Source organism: Rhizobium sp. SU303, from assembly GCF_021052345.1.
GTDB lineage: Bacteria > Pseudomonadota > Alphaproteobacteria > Rhizobiales > Rhizobiaceae > Rhizobium > Rhizobium laguerreae.
Window position 1 is genome coordinate 2,505,287 of sequence record NZ_CP088095.1, and the last position, 16,920, is coordinate 2,522,206.

General features: G+C 60.3%; 22 protein-coding genes. 9 read left to right on the forward strand and 13 right to left on the reverse strand.

Going from position 1 to position 16,920, the window contains the following annotated elements; genetic code table 11:
- Positions 1–4: 4 nt before the first annotated feature.
- The 3 genes from RlegSU303_RS12495 (at position 5) to RlegSU303_RS12505 (ending at position 2,126) form a co-directional block, all read left to right on the forward strand.
- Positions 5–811, forward strand: coding sequence for an ABC transporter permease (locus RlegSU303_RS12495; protein ID WP_017960769.1), 807 nt, complete (start codon positions 5–7; stop codon positions 809–811).
- On the forward strand, positions 808–1,638 hold the full coding sequence (locus tag RlegSU303_RS12500) for an ABC transporter permease (RefSeq protein WP_131628965.1): 831 nt from the start codon (positions 808–810) through the stop codon (positions 1,636–1,638). The genes RlegSU303_RS12495 and RlegSU303_RS12500 overlap by 4 nt, the downstream gene beginning before the upstream one ends.
- Positions 1,639–1,859: 221 nt before the next feature.
- Complete coding sequence (locus tag RlegSU303_RS12505; protein ID WP_003540344.1) at positions 1,860–2,126, forward strand: usg protein; 267 nt, start codon at positions 1,860–1,862, stop codon at positions 2,124–2,126.
- 59 nt (positions 2,127–2,185) lie between these two features.
- Here RlegSU303_RS12505 and RlegSU303_RS12510 read toward each other — a convergent pair whose 3' ends face one another.
- Positions 2,186–2,911: a DUF2270 domain-containing protein gene (locus RlegSU303_RS12510; protein WP_131628966.1), complete on the reverse strand. Its 726-nt coding sequence runs from the start codon at positions 2,909–2,911 to the stop codon at positions 2,186–2,188.
- Between the two features lie 114 nt (positions 2,912–3,025).
- Between RlegSU303_RS12510 and RlegSU303_RS12515 the strand changes: the two genes are divergently transcribed.
- The 4 genes from RlegSU303_RS12515 (at position 3,026) to RlegSU303_RS12530 (ending at position 5,470) form a co-directional block, all read left to right on the forward strand.
- Positions 3,026–3,844, forward strand: coding sequence for a class I SAM-dependent DNA methyltransferase (locus RlegSU303_RS12515; protein ID WP_131718600.1), 819 nt, complete (start codon positions 3,026–3,028; stop codon positions 3,842–3,844).
- 128 nt (positions 3,845–3,972) lie between these two features.
- A complete protein-coding gene (locus tag RlegSU303_RS12520) occupies positions 3,973–4,659 on the forward strand; it encodes a glutathione S-transferase family protein (protein WP_131628968.1) in 687 nt (228 codons plus the stop codon).
- Positions 4,656–4,997: an ArsR/SmtB family transcription factor gene (locus RlegSU303_RS12525; protein WP_131628969.1), complete on the forward strand. Its 342-nt coding sequence runs from the start codon at positions 4,656–4,658 to the stop codon at positions 4,995–4,997. The genes RlegSU303_RS12520 and RlegSU303_RS12525 overlap by 4 nt, the downstream gene beginning before the upstream one ends.
- Positions 4,994–5,470: an SRPBCC family protein gene (locus RlegSU303_RS12530; RefSeq protein WP_131718601.1), complete on the forward strand. Its 477-nt coding sequence runs from the start codon at positions 4,994–4,996 to the stop codon at positions 5,468–5,470. The genes RlegSU303_RS12525 and RlegSU303_RS12530 overlap by 4 nt, the downstream gene beginning before the upstream one ends.
- 78 nt (positions 5,471–5,548) lie before the next feature.
- On the opposite strand, the gene RlegSU303_RS12535 is transcribed toward RlegSU303_RS12530, so the two are convergent.
- From RlegSU303_RS12535 to RlegSU303_RS12580, 10 genes are all read right to left on the reverse strand, one after another.
- On the reverse strand, positions 5,549–6,016 hold the full coding sequence (locus RlegSU303_RS12535; protein WP_131628971.1) for a DUF1801 domain-containing protein: 468 nt from the start codon (positions 6,014–6,016) through the stop codon (positions 5,549–5,551).
- A 47-nt stretch (positions 6,017–6,063) separates the two neighbouring features.
- Entirely contained in the window at positions 6,064–6,534 is a 471-nt protein-coding gene (locus RlegSU303_RS12540) for a DUF1801 domain-containing protein (protein WP_131718602.1), read from the reverse strand.
- 11 nt (positions 6,535–6,545) lie between these two features.
- Positions 6,546–6,767 carry a hypothetical protein gene (locus tag RlegSU303_RS12545; RefSeq protein ID WP_026158716.1) on the reverse strand — a complete coding sequence of 74 codons (222 nt, stop codon included), beginning with the start codon at positions 6,765–6,767 and terminating at the stop codon, positions 6,546–6,548.
- Positions 6,768–6,824: 57 nt separating this feature from the next.
- Entirely contained in the window at positions 6,825–7,235 is a 411-nt protein-coding gene (locus tag RlegSU303_RS12550; protein ID WP_017960779.1) for an SRPBCC family protein, read from the reverse strand.
- A complete protein-coding gene (locus tag RlegSU303_RS12555; RefSeq protein WP_094085762.1) occupies positions 7,232–7,555 on the reverse strand; it encodes an ArsR/SmtB family transcription factor in 324 nt (107 codons plus the stop codon). The genes RlegSU303_RS12550 and RlegSU303_RS12555 overlap by 4 nt, the downstream gene beginning before the upstream one ends.
- 247 nt (positions 7,556–7,802) lie before the next feature.
- Positions 7,803–8,630 carry an ATP-binding cassette domain-containing protein gene (locus tag RlegSU303_RS12560; protein ID WP_131628973.1) on the reverse strand — a complete coding sequence of 276 codons (828 nt, stop codon included), beginning with the start codon at positions 8,628–8,630 and terminating at the stop codon, positions 7,803–7,805.
- A 10-nt stretch (positions 8,631–8,640) separates the two neighbouring features.
- Positions 8,641–9,477: an ABC transporter permease subunit gene (locus tag RlegSU303_RS12565; protein ID WP_131628974.1), complete on the reverse strand. Its 837-nt coding sequence runs from the start codon at positions 9,475–9,477 to the stop codon at positions 8,641–8,643.
- 87 nt (positions 9,478–9,564) lie between these two features.
- Complete coding sequence (gene ssuD, locus RlegSU303_RS12570) at positions 9,565–10,755, reverse strand: FMNH2-dependent alkanesulfonate monooxygenase (RefSeq protein WP_131644254.1); 1,191 nt, start codon at positions 10,753–10,755, stop codon at positions 9,565–9,567.
- Positions 10,756–11,116: 361 nt separating this feature from the next.
- Positions 11,117–12,082 (reverse strand): aliphatic sulfonate ABC transporter substrate-binding protein, encoded by a 966-nt coding sequence (locus tag RlegSU303_RS12575; RefSeq protein ID WP_131628976.1) that lies wholly within the window; start codon positions 12,080–12,082, stop codon positions 11,117–11,119.
- 197 nt (positions 12,083–12,279) lie between these two features.
- Positions 12,280–12,648 (reverse strand): hypothetical protein, encoded by a 369-nt coding sequence (locus tag RlegSU303_RS12580; RefSeq protein WP_131718603.1) that lies wholly within the window; start codon positions 12,646–12,648, stop codon positions 12,280–12,282.
- Positions 12,649–12,811: 163 nt separating this feature from the next.
- Here RlegSU303_RS12580 and RlegSU303_RS12585 point away from each other — a divergent pair, with 163 nt between their 5' ends.
- Both RlegSU303_RS12585 and RlegSU303_RS12590 read left to right on the forward strand, forming a co-directional pair.
- Positions 12,812–13,681 (forward strand): NAD(P)-dependent oxidoreductase, encoded by an 870-nt coding sequence (locus tag RlegSU303_RS12585; RefSeq protein WP_131628977.1) that lies wholly within the window; start codon positions 12,812–12,814, stop codon positions 13,679–13,681.
- The gene (locus RlegSU303_RS12590) at positions 13,678–14,361 is read left to right on the forward strand and encodes a DNA alkylation repair protein (protein WP_131628978.1); all 684 of its coding nucleotides are present in this window, start codon (positions 13,678–13,680) and stop codon (positions 14,359–14,361) included. Before RlegSU303_RS12585 ends, RlegSU303_RS12590 begins: the two co-directional genes overlap by 4 nt.
- 303 nt (positions 14,362–14,664) lie before the next feature.
- Here RlegSU303_RS12590 and RlegSU303_RS12595 read toward each other — a convergent pair whose 3' ends face one another.
- Positions 14,665–15,693, reverse strand: coding sequence for a porin (locus tag RlegSU303_RS12595; RefSeq protein WP_131628979.1), 1,029 nt, complete (start codon positions 15,691–15,693; stop codon positions 14,665–14,667).
- A gap of 718 nt (positions 15,694–16,411) precedes the next feature.
- Complete coding sequence (locus tag RlegSU303_RS12600; RefSeq protein WP_003540387.1) at positions 16,412–16,900, reverse strand: Lrp/AsnC family transcriptional regulator; 489 nt, start codon at positions 16,898–16,900, stop codon at positions 16,412–16,414.
- Between the last annotated feature and the right edge of the window lie 20 nt (positions 16,901–16,920).

Here is a 16,920-nt window from a genome sequence, read left to right on the forward strand (position 1 = left end):
TCGCATGGGCGGATTATTTTCCGCGCTGGGCTCCTTCTGGAGCTGGATTGTGCACATTTTCGATCCGCTGTGCGGACCCGTTGGCATCTTCACTTGGTTAGGTCAGTCGACGATTCTTGCCTGTGGCGATACCGGCTGGGGCGACGAGATTGCGCTTGGCCTACAGGTCACCGTTTCGGTGGCGATCGTCACCCTGCCGATCGGCCTCGCCATCGGCTTCCTGGTTGCCCTCGGCCAGCAATCGGAGGAAAAGTCGCTGCGGCTGGCGGCCGGCATCTACACGACGATCTTCCGCGGCCTGCCGGAGCTTTTGACGCTCTTCATCATTTACTACGGCATGCAGATGCTGATCCAGTCTCTGCTTGCCTTCGTCGGTTATGACGGCCCACCGATCGAGATCAACGCCTTCCTCGCTGGCGTCATCGCGCTTTCGGTCGTCTTCTCCGCCTACTGTTCGGAAGTGCTGCTCTCGGCCTTCCACGCCATTCCCAGGGGACAATATGAAGCGGGCGACGCGCTTGGGCTGCATCGCGGCCGCACGCTGCGCCTTATCATCCTTCCGCAGCTCGTGCGCATCGCGCTGCCGGGTCTGACGAACCTTTGGATGGTCCTGTTGAAGGACACCTCCTACGTCTCGATCATCAGCCTTGCCGATATCCTGCGCCAGACGAGTGTCGCCGTCCGTGTGACCAAGGAACCCTTCTTCTTCTATGGTGTGGCCTGCTGTCTCTATCTGGTGCTCGCCATCCTCTCCTCCTTTCTGCTCGTCTATGTCGAGCGTTGGGCCAAGCGTTCGGAGGTCCGTCGATGAGCTACGCCGAAACGCTGATCCCGCCGCAGCCACCGCCCCGCGAGCTGATGAAGCCGATGACGCCGACGCGCATGGCCGGCTATATTCTCGTCGCCATCTGGGCTGTGCTCGCGGCCCTTCTTGTCGTTTCCGTCATCAATGGCTGGGATCCGGAAAAATTCATTCGCTACGGGCCGCGTTACCTCCATGGTCTCTGGATAACGCTGAGCCTCGTCTTCATTTCCGTTATCTGCGGCGCCATCCTGTCACTGCCGCTTGCCATGGCGCGCATGTCAAACAATCGCGTGCTGAATGCGCTGGCCTACGGCTACATCTATTTCTTCCGCGGCACGCCACTGCTTGCCCAGCTGTTCCTGGTTTATTACGGCCTCGGCGTATTCCGCCCGCAGCTTGAGGCCGTCGGCATCTGGTGGTTCTTCCGCGAAGCTTGGTATTGCGGCCTTTTTGCCATGACCATCAATACCGCGGCCTACCAGGCGGAAATCCTGCGCGGCGCGATCGAAAGCGTGCCGCACGGCCAGCGCGAGGCCGCCGCGGCACTTGGCATCCATAACAGCATCGCCTTCCGCAAGATCATCCTGCCGCAGGCCTTCATCGTCGCACTTCGCCCTTACGGCAACGAGATCATCCTTTTGATCAAGGGCTCGGCGGTCGTCGCCATCATCACCGTGCTCGACCTGATGGGCGAAACCCGCTACGCCTTCTCCCGCACATTCGACTACCAGACCTATCTCTGGGCGGCGATCTTCTACCTCACCATCGTAGAGGCCTTACGCCATCTCTGGGCCTGGTTCGAGCGCCGCCTGACCCGGCACCTCAAACGCTGATGCATGACGCCAAAAACTGTGTCGCGGCTTTGGGATAACGGCATTCATCAAACAAAGGCCAGTTTGGCAGCACTCCTGGGACGATGCTGCCAAGATATTGATATTAAAAATAAATTGTCCTTTTACGAAGTATCTGTAAAGCTTCCGTTAACCACTCGCATGTTTCCATATCATGGAGCGCTAATAAGCGCGCGAGTGGGAACAAGAAGAAGCGGAATACGATGCACAAGGACATGGAAAAACAACTGAAGGGCTATGGTCTGACGACCGCCCAGATCCTCTACCGTCTGCCGGACCACCCGGTGATCCTACAGACCTATGTCTGGCAGGATTACGACCTCGCCCCCGACTTTCCCGAAATGCGCGGTTTCCTGAAATTCTGGGAAGAGAAGCTGGACGGGCCGCTGCACTCGGTGCGCTACATCCACCGCAAACTGATCTCGGCAACCGAGTGGCGGGCACTCAAGGGCGAGTTCATCCTGCACTGATCGGCTCTGCAACATGATGCCGAAAAGTGTGAACGGTCGGGCGATATGTTCTGACCGCGTCAGACATGCGCCTCGCCATGGCCGAATTCGCCTTCGTCGCGATCCGGGCGAAGCGCGAAACCGAGCATGCCGAGATAGAAGGCGACGACGATGGCAATGACCGCAAGGCCGGGAACCGGCCCGAGCACGGCATTGTCGATGACATAGGCCCATGACTGCGCCTGCAGCGCCGGCATGCCCTCCGTCTGCAGCTTCGGCGTCGAGATCTTCAGGCACCAGGCGAGCAACAGGATGAAATACATCCAGCCATAATTGCGTTTGAGCCGACGGTGCATCGCCTCTTGATAGCTGAGCAGGAAGCGCGGCTTGCGCAGGCTACTGGCGACCACGACCGCCCATTCGCTGCCGGCATTGGCGTCGGGCGCCAGGATTTGCGCGAAATAGCAGCGCTCGATCTGGCGAATGCGGGCGCGATAGATATCGAAGAAGCGGTAGCGCCGCGCCTCGATCATCAGAAGCAGCGTCACCAGCATCACCCCGAACAGCAGCACCCCGTGATGTGAGGTCGGCGTCGACAGCGACACCGAAAGCAGTGCTGCGACCACGGTGATCGCCCAGTTGGACGTCCGATCGATGCGGTCGCGCCAGCTCGTCATCCGCCCGAGTTCACCACGGTAATAATGGCTGAGCGTGTTGGTGACCTCGTTTGGTGTCGTAGGTAGCAGTAATGCCCGGCCGGTATCTCCTTCCCTCGCCGATGATGTCCTCTCTGGCTCCGTTTTCATGGCCTTTCCTCCCTTGGTCTTCTTTTCGGCCATTCTGCGCCCGCAATCGCGCCATTGCAAAACATCGAAAGCCGTCTTAGACGCATGCCTGAAACAAAAGGACGATGGACTGCGATGGCAAAGAAGATCGACGAAGAAGCTCTTGGCGAAGCCTATAACCGCGCGCTGGCGCTGGAAAAGGCCGGCGATGTCGACGCCGCCGTTGCAGCCTATGTGGAAGTCCTGGCGATCGATCCCGACGATCACGGCGGTGCGGCCGTGCGCATTGCCGCGATGGGCCGCGGCGAAACGCCGGTCAAGGCGCCCGACGCCTATGTCGAGACCTTGTTCGACCAGCATGCGGAAGTTTTCGAGGATGTGCTCGTCGAGCAGCTCGGCTATCACGTGCCGATGCTGGTGCGTCAGCGCCTGCAGGCGCTGAAGCTCGGACCGTTCAAGCGGCTGCTCGATCTCGGCTGCGGCACGGGCCTCACCGGCGGCGCACTGCGCGACCTCTGCGCTGATATGACCGGCATCGATATATCGGAGAAGATGGTCGAGATCACCCATGAGAAGGATCTCTACGAGACGCTCTTCGTCGCCGAGGTCGAGGATTTCCTCGACGACAACGACGAGGAAGCCTTCGACATCATCGCCGCCACCGACGTGCTGCCCTATCTCGGCGCGCTCGAACCGCTGTTCTTCGGCGCCGCCGAGAACCTGACGCCGGGCGGCCTGTTCATCTTCTCCTCGGAAACTCTGCCCGAGGAAATACTCGCCGGCCGCGCCTACATGGTCGGCCCATACCAGCGCTTCGCCCATGCCGACGCCTATGTCAGAGAACGCCTGACGGCCACCGGTTTCGAACTCGTCGAGATATCGGATATCAACGTGCGCATGGAAAACGGCCAGCCGACACCAGGCCATTTGGTGATCGCCCGGTATAATGGCTGACGCCAACACGTGATATGTCGGCTGACGGAATACTTGACCGGTTGGCGAAGTATCTATTGCCTAATGCGTCGCGACCTGATAGTTAGTCGATCGGTAAAGTTTACCGCAACGATAGGAAATGTTGCCGCATGTCGCTCGTGCTCTATGGGCATCCGCTCGCCTCCTTCTGCCATAAAGTGCTGATCGCGCTTTATGAAAACGGTACCCCCTTCGAAAATCGTATAGTCGATCTTTCCGACGAAAGCTCGCGCGCCGATCTGTTCCGCTTCTGGCCGATCGGCAAGATGCCGCTGCTCCGCGACGAGGCGCGCGACAGCACCATTCCAGAGACGTCGATCATCATCGAATATCTCGAGCAATATTATCCCGGCCCCCTTCGCCTGCTGCCGCCGGAGGTCGACCGGACGCTACAGGTTCGCCTCTGGGACCGCTTTTTCGACCACTATGTCCAGGCGCCGATGCAGACCATCGTCAGCAATCGTCGGCGCACCGAGGGCATGGCAGATGAAATGGAGGTGGCAGCCGCCAAGGCGACACTCGCGACCGCCTACGCGATGATCGAAAAGCAGCTCGCCGACAAGCAATGGATATCAGGCGACGGCTTCACCATGGCCGATTGCGCCGCCGCCCCCGCCCTCTTCTATGCCGAGACTCTGGTTCCGTTTTCATCGGAACAGCCGAACCTTCGCGGCTACTACGAGCGACTGCAGGCGCGCCCGTCCTTTGCACGGGCGCTGGAAGAGGCCCGCCCCTACTTTAAGTTCTATCCCTACAAAGACAGGCTGCCGGCCCGCTTCCGGGATGCGGCGGGATGATGGAAAGCCAGGCAGATCTCGACCGCATGTTTCACGCGCTTTCCGACCGCAGCCGCCGCGGCATGATCGATCGTCTCGGCCGCGGCCCGGCCTCCGTCACCGAACTGGCCGCGCCGCTCGCGGTTGCCCTGCCGACGGTGATGAAACATCTGCAGGTGCTGGAGGAAAGCGGCCTCGTTTTCTCCGAAAAATCCGGCCGGGTGCGAACCTACCGCTTGCAGCAGGACGCGCTTGTCGCCGTCGAGCGCTGGGTGGAACAGCGGAAGATCCAATGGACGACCACTTTCGACAGGCTGGACCACTTTCTCGCCAATGAAACGGAGACCCTCCCCGAATGACGACACGATCCGCCGAACACGCCACTCTCGTCATCGAACGCCACCTCAAAGCGCCGATTTCCCGCGCCTTCCGCGCCTGGTCAACACCGGAATCCAAACGGCAATGGTTCGCCTGCCATGGCGAGTGGGTGCCGCTGGACTACGGGCTCGATTTCCGCCCCGGCGGCGCGGAAAGGAACTACGTCGCCGATACTGACGGCCTCCTGCACGCCTATGACGCCCATTACATCGATATCGTGCCCGATGCCCGCATCATCTATGCCTATGAGATGAAGCTTGGGGAAAGCCGCATCTCCGCGTCGCTCACAACCGTTGCCTTCGAAGCCGCACCCGGCGGCACGAAATTGTTCTTCACCGAACAGGTGGTCTTCCTCGACGGCTACGCCGACAACGGCGCCCGCCTCCAGGGCACCGAGATCGGCCTCGACAATCTGGAACTCTTCCTCGAGCGCGAGGAAAGCCCGATCCACTGATCGCATGTCACGCAAAACCAAATCGCCTCGCATGAATCAAGTTTGACGCGACGCGTTTCGGGCGAAATGAGCCAAGCCTCAAGCGCTGCTTGATTTTTTCCCCGAGCCGGCAGGACGAACCGCAGCCCGCTTTGAGGTGTTGAGTGCGACAGCACCGCGAATGAGCGCCTTCAACGCCTCCTCGTCGATCTCGTCGCCCTCATGGAAATCGATGGCGCGCCTGGTGTTGCCGTCAAGGCTGGAGTTGAAAAGGCCTGAAGGGTCCTCCAGCGAGGCGCCCTTGGCGAAGGTCAGTTTCACCACGCTTTTGTAGATCTCGCCAGTGCAGATGATCCCGGCGCGCTCCCACACCGGAACGCCTCTCCACTTCCATTCCTCGACCACGTCGGGCTCGGCCTGCCTGATGAGAGTTCGGACCCGAGCGAGCATCTCGCCGCGCCAGTCGCTCAACTCCTCAATTCTCGAGTCGATCAAACGAGAAGGAGAGTCTCCGTCCTTCTCTTCGCTGGAGCCGCTCTTTTTCGCGGTTGCCGTGGCTTTCTTCATCGATATCTCCCCTCCATCCCTTAAGTGCCTGATGCCTTGGCGTCCGTTCACATTCGTTCGCCAGGCAATTGGCTGGCCTGTTCGACCCAGGCGGCCAGCTGAGCTTCGTCGAGTTGGTCTTCTTCATGGATGTGGAAGTAACGCACGTCCTTTTGTTTGGACTCGCCGGGCGGGATGGGGCTGAGCGACGTGCCGCGGAAGAAAGCAACCTTGATATATTTCGCGAAGCAATGGACACCGAGGAACCAGCCCTGCCCTTCGATGCCGTAGAGGGGCGAGTTCCATTTCACGGCCTTATACACCCCGGGCACCGTGCGCGTGATGAGCGCATCGAGGCGATGCCCGACGTCGCTTTTCCAGCCGGGCATGGCGGCGATGTAGGCTTGCACGGGAGCGTCACCGTAACCCTTGGCGATCTGAGGGTTGCCGCCCGAGAGAAGGACCGGCTCCGCGGTATCAGGCTTGGCGACTGTCTTCTTCGTGACCTTTGCCGCGGTCTTGGATGGCTTGCCGGACATTGCCTTCACTCCTACCCTCCGCTGCGTCCTGCGCCGCGCCACCTGGTGGCATATGGCAGCGCGAACAAGTAGAGACCGGTGAGTAGCAGCAAGGTCAGCGGCAGCAGCGCCATGAGGCCCACCCAGACGGACGATTTCTCTTGCACCATCGCGATGATATTAATTATGACGGCCAGCGTAAAGGCAGTGGACAGCCAACGGTGGATCTGCCGAAGCCAAATGTTCCAATTCAAGGGAACCTCCTGCGAAAACAAGCGAAGCGGATGGCGTGATCCGTTTTGGCAGCGGTCTCACTCGATGCGCGTCAGCACCTGCTCCAGCTTTGCGAAGAACTGCTGCCAACCGCTTTTGGCGCCCCCGTAAGCCTGCCGCTGATCCGGCCGGAAGCCCGACTGCTCCATGCGCAGCTGCGTGCCCGCGCCCGTGGGCGTGAGAGTCCAGGTGACGACACTTTCGAGATCATAGGCAGCCCAGGTGTAAGACAGGGTCTTGTTCGGCTCGACTTCCAGGACCTGGCAATCGACGGAGCCCCAATCCGCGCTCAGCTTGAAACGGTGATCTACGATCGGCACGAAGTCGTTCTTCATCAGCCAGTCCGCGATCAGATGCGGCTGTGTGAGCGCGCGCCAGATCTTTTCCGCCGGAAAAGGGATCTCTCGTTCGACGATGACGGAACGGGTTTCGTTTGAAATTTCGGTCATTGGTCCATCCTTTTCAATAGATCTTCCAGCTGGTCGAACCGATTTTGCCAAAAGCCCGCCATCTCACGTGTCCAGTCGACCAGCGGTGCCAGCGCACCGAGCTGGGCGCTATAGTGGGTCTGGCGACCTTCATGGCGATCACGCACCAATCCGGCCTGCTTCAAGATTCCGAGATGTTTCGAGACGACCGGTTGCGAGACCCCGGCCCGAGCCGTCAGGGCCCCGACCGTCTTCTCCCCTTCGCGGCACAGCCGTTCGAAAAGAGCCCTCCGGGTCGGATCGGCGAGCGTTCTGAAGAGCACGTCTTGGGTTTCCGACATCTACAATCCATATCTCGTTGACTATGGATCGACGTATAGCCATGGAGGCATGAATGAGTCAAGCTGAACGTAAAGCAACTTGAAAAATAGTTACTGCTGCATTTAGTACGAATGGCAACGCGCTTGGCAGAGGTGGGGTGAATTTCACATATCCAAGAGGCTATACATTTTCGCCATTGCGCATGCATGCTCGGGCGGACACGCCTCGCCTATGCCGAGGTCATGCAGCGTCGCGAATAGACCTGGATCAATGGCCGCCGTCGGTGCCGAGAATCGCGGCAAGCAGCCGGCCTTCCAGCTCGGCGAGGCCAGGATGGCCATGCCGGCGCGGACGCGGATAGGGAATGGGAAGATCGAGAGCGATCCGCCCCTCGTCGAGCACGATGACCCGATCGGCGAGATGCACCGCCTCGCTGACATCATGGGTGACGAGCACGGCGGTGAAACCGAGTTCGCGCCAGACACGGTTGATGAGTTCCTGCATGCTGATCCGCGTCAGCGCATCGAGGGCACCGAGCGGTTCGTCGAGCGCCAGCACGCCTGGCCGGCTGACCAGCGCCCGCGCCAGCGCCACGCGCTGCCGTTGCCCGCCGGAAAGCCGCGCCGGCCATTCCCCGGTCTTTTCGCCAAGCTGGACTTCGGCAAGCACGGCATCGGCCGCCTTCGCCGCCGCCCGGCTGTCGACGCCGTCGCCGAGCCCGACGACGACATTGTCTGCGACACTGAGCCAGGGCAGCAGCCGCGGCTCCTGAAAGACGATGCGCGCGTTCGGGCTCGCCTGCGCGCCGTCGGCATCCTCGAAATGCAGCTCACCGGCAGTCGGCTCGTCGAGGCCCATCAGGATGCGCAGCAGCGTGCTCTTGCCGCAGCCGCTCTTGCCGATAACGGCGACGAACTGGCCGCCCGGAATATGCAGGTTGATGCCGCGCAGCACGCGGTTGGCCCCAAAACTCTTTTCAAGCCCCGTCAGGCTGATCGCCGCGGGCGCACTACGGCCGACTGCCGGCGCGTTTTCGCGCACGTAAGCTGGCTCTTCGGCGACGGCGTGAAAACGCTCATCTGCGATCGATGTCATGGCGTCTCTCCTATTTCTGATAGACCGGGTTCCAGGCGAGCAGCCACCTCTCCAGCACCCGGGCGATGACATCGGCAAGCTTGCCGAGCACGGCATAAATGACGAGGGCGAGCACGACGACGTCAGTCATCATGAATTCGCGGGCGTTGTTGGCCATGTGGCCGATGCCAGACGATGCGGCAATCGATTCCGATACGATCAGTGTCAGCCACATGATGCCGAGCGCATATCTGAGGCCGACGAAGATCGACGGCAGCGCACCTGGAAAGATCACCTTGCGAAAAAGCGTCCAGTTGCCCATGCCATAGACCTTGCCCATCTCGATCAGATCGCGATCGACATTGCGCACGCCGTGATAGGTGTTGAGATAAGCCGGGAAGAGCACGCCGAGCGACGTGAGAAACAGCTTCGATTCCTCGCCTATCCCGAACCATAGGATGACAAGCGGGATCATCGCCAGATGCGGAATGGTGCGCAGCATCTGCAGAGTCGTATCCGTCAGCTGTTCGGAGATGCGCGATACGCCATTGGCGATACCGAGCAGGAAGCCGATCGAGCCACCGACGAGAAGACCGGCAAAGGCGCGGCCGGCGCTCACCAGCACGTCATTCGGCAACTGGCCGGAAACCATCGTCGACCAAAAGGCAAGGCCGACATCGGCCGGCGACGGCATGATGCGCGATGAGATCCAGCCGGCCGAGGAGGCAAGCTGCCAGAACGCCACGATCGCCACCGGCACCAGATAGGGCGTCAGCTTCTCCAGGCCGGGCAGCGGCAGGCGCAAACCCGCCTTCCCGGCCTTTTCGGAAGCGACCGACCGTACGAACGGAGTATCGAAAGTCGACATGGGATTGTCCTCGCGCTTATCGGGAGCAGGATGCCGCAAGCCCCAAGCGGCTTGCGGCGGTGTCACGCTCGGCGTCTTCGTTCGAGATCAGGAGCCGGAGACGACTTTCAGATTGCCGCCGTGGCTTCCGCCTGCGAAGACCTGCTTGCGCCCGAACTCGTTGTTGAAGCCCAGGCGCTGCTGCTCTCGGGTGATGCCGAGTTCGGGGAAAAGCAGTTCGGCGACGCGATAGGCCTCTTCGAGATGCGGATAACCGGAGCCGATCACCGTATCGATGCCGATCTCCTGATACTCGCGAAGGCGCGCGGCCACCGTCTTCGGCGAGCCGACCAGCGCCGTGCCTGCACCGGCACGCACCAGGCCGACGCCGGCCCAGAGGTTCGGCGAGACTTCGAGCTTGTCGCGCCGACCGCCGTGAAGGGCAGCCATGCGCTTCTGGCCGACCGAGTCGGACTCATGAACGAAGCGCTCCTGCGCCTCGCGGATCGTGTCGTCGTCGAGATGGCGGATCAGCCGCTCGGCCGCCTCCCACGCCTCCTCGTCGGTTTCGCGCACGATGAAGTGCAGACGGATGCCGAAGCTCACCTCGCGGCCGCGCTCGCCGGCGGCCTTGCGCACCTTGGTAATCTTCTCGGCAACCTGTGCCGGCGGTTCGCCCCAGGTCAGATACTTGTCGACACGGCCGACGGAGAAATCGATGCCGGCATCCGACGAGCCGCCGAAATAGAGCGGCGGACGCGGGTTTTGCACCGAGGGAAAGCCGAGGCGCGCATTGGTTGCCTTGATGTATTTGCCGTCGAAGCTTGCCGTTCCCTTTTCCAGCAGCTCCTCGAAAACGGTGAAGAACTCCTCGGCATGGGCGTAGCGCTCGTCATGCTCAAGATGGATGCCGTCGCCGGCAAGCTCCGCCGGACTGCCGCCGACGACGATGTTGAGCAGCAGGCGGCCGTTGGAGATTCGGTCGAGCGTCGTCGCCAGACGCGCGTAATAGGCCGGAGACGCCGTGCCCGGGCGGATCGCCACCAGGAACTGCAGCTTCTCGGTCTTGGCGGCAAGGGCTGCCGCCGTCACGAAGGATTCTTCGCAGGCAACCCCGGTCGGCAACAGCACGCCGGAATAGCCGAGCCGGTCGACGGCCTGGGCGATCTGCGTGAGATAGCCGATCTCGGGCGCGCGGTTAAGATCGGAGGAGCCGAGATAGGTGCCGTCCCCCGATGTCGGGATGAACCAGAGGAAATTGATGGGCTCGGATTGGCCAGTATGGGAGATGGTGGTCATTGGAAGACGGTCCTTTAGCTGCGGAATTCGAAAATCAACTCGCGTGGTCGAGATGGCTCTCTGTCTGCCTGGCATAGCGCCGCCGCACAGATGCTTGGGAGGATCGTAGTGGCGGCGGAGGCGGCAAGAAGGCCGGCTGTCTGTCTATGTGCGAGCATCTGAAATATCCCTGTCGATCGGATGGCAGCAGCCAGATGCCCTTTCGCTGTCCGCTCGATCGTGAGGATAGTGACATAGACCATCAATTAGATCGACAATATCAATTTGCTATTCTAATCCGTTTTGGGGAATATTTTTCCGGTTCGGCGGCATGGAGGCCCTCTCCATGCCGCCTCGCGGAAATCTTGGCCCGGCCGGAAAATCAGCTTGCCTTGGGACGCCAGACGATATCGCCGGTCGTAAGCTTCTTCGGCAGGATGCCGAGCCCGTGGAACTCGTCGGCGAGCGCCTGCTGATAGGCGGCGGCGGCATCGGTGATGGTCGAGACGCTGCCGAGATCGGCACCCTTTCGCGTCAATGTCACGCGTGTCACCTCAACCGGCACACCGGTGATCTCGGAAAGTTCCTTCACCGTCTCGTCGAGATTGCTCTGGGCCGACCTGCCGACCTTGGCAAGCTCATCGATCACATCGACGACCACCTGCCCGTTGGCATCGGTGAAATCGCGGTTGGCGAGGAAGAAACTGTAGGAGTCGACGATGCCTTCGGCAGTCGTCAGGATACGTGTCTCCGGATCGGCTTCGACGATCGCCAGATAAGGATCCCAGATCGACCAGGCGTCGATGCTGCCGTTCTTGAACGCCGCGGCGGCATCCGGTGGCGAGAGATCGAGCTGCTCGACATCTTCGGGATTCAGGCCCCCCTTGCGCAGAATCTTGACGGTCACATTGTGAGCGCTGGAGCCGCGCTTGAAGGCGACCTTTTTACCCTTGAGGTCTTCGAGCGTCTTGATGGGCGAATCCTTGCGCACGACGATGGCCGAGGCTGACGGGCTGCCGCGGTAGAGACCGACATAATAGAGCTGCCCGCCGGCCGCCTGAGCAAAGAGCGGCGGCACATCGCCGGTCGCACCGAAATCGAGAGCGCCGGCGCCCAGCGCTTCGAGAAGCGGCGGGCCGGAGGTGAATTCTGACCAGCTGACCGCAATGCCGCGGTCGGCAAGCCGCTTCTCAAGCGCGCCGCGGCGTTTGGCGAGCGCCAGCACGCCGTTCTTCTGCCAGCCGATACGGAATTCGCTGGCCGCAGCGCGTACCGGCCGGACAGCCGGCAGGATTGCCGTGGCCGCAGCGGCTGCGAAAAGCCCGAGCGTTTGTCGACGTGAAATCATGATTTTCCCCTTTTTTGATGGTGCCGGGCCTGTTCCGCTGGTCGACCCTGTCAGTGATAAATGCCATGATGATGAAATCTATAATTTATATCGACAATTTTATTTGCAAGATTCCGCCTTTGCTGAAATTTTGCGGCCCGGAAATCGCCCTTAAGCGGAATTTTTTCGCGCGCCCTTATGCTGCCTATTATCCCGGCTCACTCCCGACCTTCGGCGGCCAGGCGCTCACGGATGAAGGTGGGGCCGCCGGCAAGACGCTTCGCAAGCAGGCTTGCGGGATCGACCATGCGCCAATAGGGCGTAACCGTCGAAACCGGCTCGCCCATCTCCAGCGCGCCGAATGACAACTCGGCGATCGCACGCAAATGCCGCTGCACGGTCACCGGACAACAGGCGTCCGCCCCGTATTGAGCGGCGAGACGGCGGCGGAGAGTGCCTACTTCGGTGAGGACACCTTCCGGTGCCGATCGAATCTGCTCTGCGACCATCTGCTGCGATGGAATAAGCATCGCCTGCATTCCGCTACGGCCTTTGCGCCGCGGCTTGATCGTCGGAATTTCGGTCATGTCACCCCCGGAACATAAATGCCTTCCCTCCAATCTAGGGCTCAGCCGAACGGTAACCAGTCTCATATGCGTCAATCGGAGGGAAGTCCGTCTTCACGGGCTTTTCTGCTCCCGCCGTTTCGGTTAATCCTCGGGCCTGCACTTCAGGAAAAGGATAGGACATATGGCAAAAGTCGCGTTCATCGGTCTCGGCGTCATGGGTTTCCCTATGGCGGGGCATTTGAAGACGAAAGGCGGCCACGATGTCACCGTCTATAACCGCACGCCGGCAAAAGCCGCCGCCTGGGCCGAGAAATTTTCAGGCCACGCCGCCCCCACCCCGGCCGAGGCCGCCGCCGGTGCCGATTTCGTCTTCGTCTGCGTCGGCAATGACGAAGATCTCCGCTCGGTGACATTAGGCGAGAGCGGCGCTTTACACGGCATGAAGCCCGGTTCGGTGCTGATCGACAACACCACCGCCAGCGCTGAAGTCGCCCGCGAACTTTATGCCGCGGCCAAGGAAAAAGGCGTCGACTTCATCGACGCTCCCGTCTCCGGCGGTCAGGCCGGCGCCGAAAACGGTATCCTGACCGTCATGTGCGGCGGCGACGAGGCCGTCTTCGAACGTGCCAGGCCTGTCATCGACGCCTACGCCCGCATGGTTGGCCTGATGGGGCCGGCAGGCTCCGGCCAGCTGACCAAGATGGTCAACCAGATCTGCATCGCCGGCCTCGTCCAGGGACTTGCCGAAGCGCTGCATTTCGGCAAGCGCGCCGGCCTCGATATTGAAAAGGTCGTCGAGGTGATTTCCAAGGGTGCGGCCGGTTCCTGGCAGATGGAAAACCGCCACAAAACCATGAACGCAGGCAAATACGACTTCGGCTTCGCGGTCGACTGGATGCGCAAGGATCTCGGCATCGTGCTCACCGAAGCCCGCCGCAACGGCGCCAAGCTGCCGGTCACCGCGGTCGTCGACCAGTTCTATGGCGACGTGCAGGCAATGGGCGGCAATCGCTGGGACACATCCTCGCTGCTCGCCCGCCTCGAAAAATGATCGGCCCCTCCTCCGATGCGGCCGAACTGATCGCGCATCTCGAAACGCTGCGTTCAGAGCAGAATGTCGCCGGCATGGCGCGCTTCGGCATCGTCACCGGCGGCGCCCTCGGCATCTCCAATCCCGATATAAGGGCGGTCGCCAGACTGGCGAAGAAGGATCACCTCAGGGCAATACAGCTCTGGCGAAGCGATATCCGCGAAGCCCGCCTGCTCGCCCTCTATACAGCCGAGCCGAAGCGGTTGACGACGGAGGAAGCCCGACATTGGGCCGATGATTTCAACTCCTGGGAGATCGTCGATTGCGCCGCCGATCTCTTCGTCGAGGCCGGGCTGGATGAACTCATCTCAGACTTCGCCGCCGACGAGCGTGAATTTATCAGGCGCACTGCCTTCGCCATGATTGCCGGTGCCGCGGTCCACTTGAAGAAGGAACCTGATGCGACCATCCTCGCTTGGTTGCCGCTGATCGAGGCCCATGCCGGCGACCCGCGAAACTTCGTGCGCAAGGCGGTGAATTGGGCGCTGCGCAGCATCGGCAAGCGCAATCTCGCCTGCCATGCGCCGGCCCTGGCGCTCGCAAAGGCCCTGGCGGAAAGTCCTGACAAAACCACCCGCTGGATCGGCAAGGACGCCGTCAGGGAGCTGGCCGGCGAAAAGCTGTTGGCACGGTTGAGATGAGGCGGGATGCCGGCTCGAATAACTAAATCAATGCTGACTGGACTTTTCGACCAAGAAATCGATCAGCACGGGGGGCCTCAAGAAACGAGGCTGGCAGGATACCGACGTGCAATACGCACCGCACCGGTTCGGCTCATCTGAAGGCATCGTGATCGACTGCCTTGGAGACTGCACACAAAAACACTGCAAGGACGGTCCGGCAGGGAAGACCGAACCCGTCCCCGTAGCTGATCGGAGGTCACTCGGATCAGAAACTGATTGTAGTGCCCCCGGTCCGAAGACCGGGAGCATCCACCAAGTGGATTAGAACGAACGCTGCAGGCGGAAGAAGCCCGAAGTGGAGTCGTCGCCATCATCCGGATCGAGATACGATACGGTAGCCTTAGCGTAGAAGTTGTCGACGATCTGGTAATCAACCGTCAGACCGACCTTCCAGGCATCGCCGAGACCGTCGAAGTCATCCGGAACGACAGTGCCGCCGCCGAAGTAGTTGCCGTAGTACTGGACGGCCGGGGTGATCTTCAGCTTGTCGGTTGCCTTGATAGCGTATTCGGCAGCAACAGCCCATTCAGCCGAAGAGTAGTACGAGTTCGGGCCGGTGGAGTATACGCCGGCGAGGCCGAGCGTACCAGGACCGATTTCGACAGTACCCATTGCACGGACAGCACCGTCTTCGTTGTCGACGTCATAGCCACCGGTGATCTGGTAGCTGAATGCGCCGGCAGTGCCGCCAACGCCGAAGGCAACGCCAACGTTGTTAGCTTCTTCACCGAGCTTGTAGACGCCGTCTTCCAGTTCATCGACGCTGAGGCCAGCGTAGAAGGTGCCGCTTTCATACTGATAGCGGATCGAGTTGTGGAGCGTTACGACCGAACCGATGTCGTCGGTTTCGCCAGAGAGACCATCGTCCCACCAGCTGTAGAACAGACCGGCGCGGAAGCCCGCGACGTCGAGGTAAGCGGAGTCGAGGATGGCATCCTGATCGGTGGCATTGTCAGCATTGAACTGCATGACGATGACGCCGGTCAGCGGACCATACTCGGTGTCGCTCTTGGCCGTGAACTGAACCTGACCGCGAGTTACTGCATCCCAATCAGAATCGTTGTCACCACCTGGCTGGTCGCCAACGTTGACCTGGAAACGGATGTAGCCTTCGATCTTGAGGCAGGTTTCGGTGCCCGGGATGTAGAAGTAGCCGGTGCCGTAAGCGTCGCAGACGCGAACATATTCAACCGGTTCCGGCTCGGCAGCAACGATAGCGTCAGCTGCAAGAACCGGCGTCGATGCAGCAAATGCTGCTGCTGATGCAAGCAAAACCATTCTGATGTTCATTTACCAATCCATTCCTTTGTCGATCGGGGCTGGCTTCAGATCGGATAGTCGATTTGAAGCCGGCCCAGTTTGAACAGCCATCTCGGCGTGCGGATCGATCGAACCGCCAAACCGTCATCACATACAAGGCCCTATCAAGCAATTCTCGATACACACCAGATGGGTTCTCACGGGCTATTTTCCCCGACAACGTGATTTTTATACAACAATTTCAAATATTTATAGAAAAGACATGCCCAAACGGCTCCGCGACGGAAATCCTCCATCGCAAGCCGCAAACGCTACACCCCGTTGTCAAATTCTCCACCGTCCGACCCCCGTCGAACATGCTGGTGAAGCGCATAAACTCTACCGCCGGCTAACAAGCGCAAACAAGGTGGCAGTTTAGAACATGGTGTCCTGAATTCGATACCAATGAGACAAAATTATGACATATCGCCCATTGGTTTCATCGACCATAACCCCGGAATCCTTTACCAGGCTATTCACTTTTACAGGAATTATGGGCGATTTGAGCGTTTTTTCGCTATTTTTGAGGCTTTTTTGCAGTCACCGACCGCACATGCCAGAACTCGGTCTTGCCGAACCGGCATTCCCGCGTGCGGCCAGGGTGTCACACCTCGCCTCCAACGGGCATATCCCCGGTCAGACTCACGTCTGGTCCCAGCCCTCGTTGGATTTTGCATGATCGCGTGCGGTCACGGCCGCACGCTTGGCCTCAATCCTCGTTGGACTTGGCATTATCGAGAATCATGTAGTCGAGCGGCAGTTGCGTCGAATACTTGATTTGCTCCATCGCAAAGGCGGAGGAAACGTCGCGAATCTCGATCTTGGCGATCATCCGCTTATAAAAAGCGTCATAGGCAGCGATATCGGGGACGACAACTCGCAAGAGATAGTCGACATCGCCGCTCATCCGGTAGAATTCGACCACTTCGGGGAATTCGGCGACCACCTCGGAAAAGCGGCGCAGCCATTCGATTGAATGGGTGGCAGTGCGAATCGACACGAAGACGGTGACCTTGGTGTTGACCTTCTCCGGATCGAGAATGGCGACTCGGCGCTTGATGACGCCGTCTTCTTCCATCTTCTGTATGCGCCGCCAGCACGGCGTCGTCGAAAGCCCCACTTTCTTGGCGAGATCGGCAACGGCAAGCGTCGAATCTTCTTGCAGAAGACGCAGTATTTTTCGGTCGAGGCGATCCATGCGCACAACAGTCCTTTCGA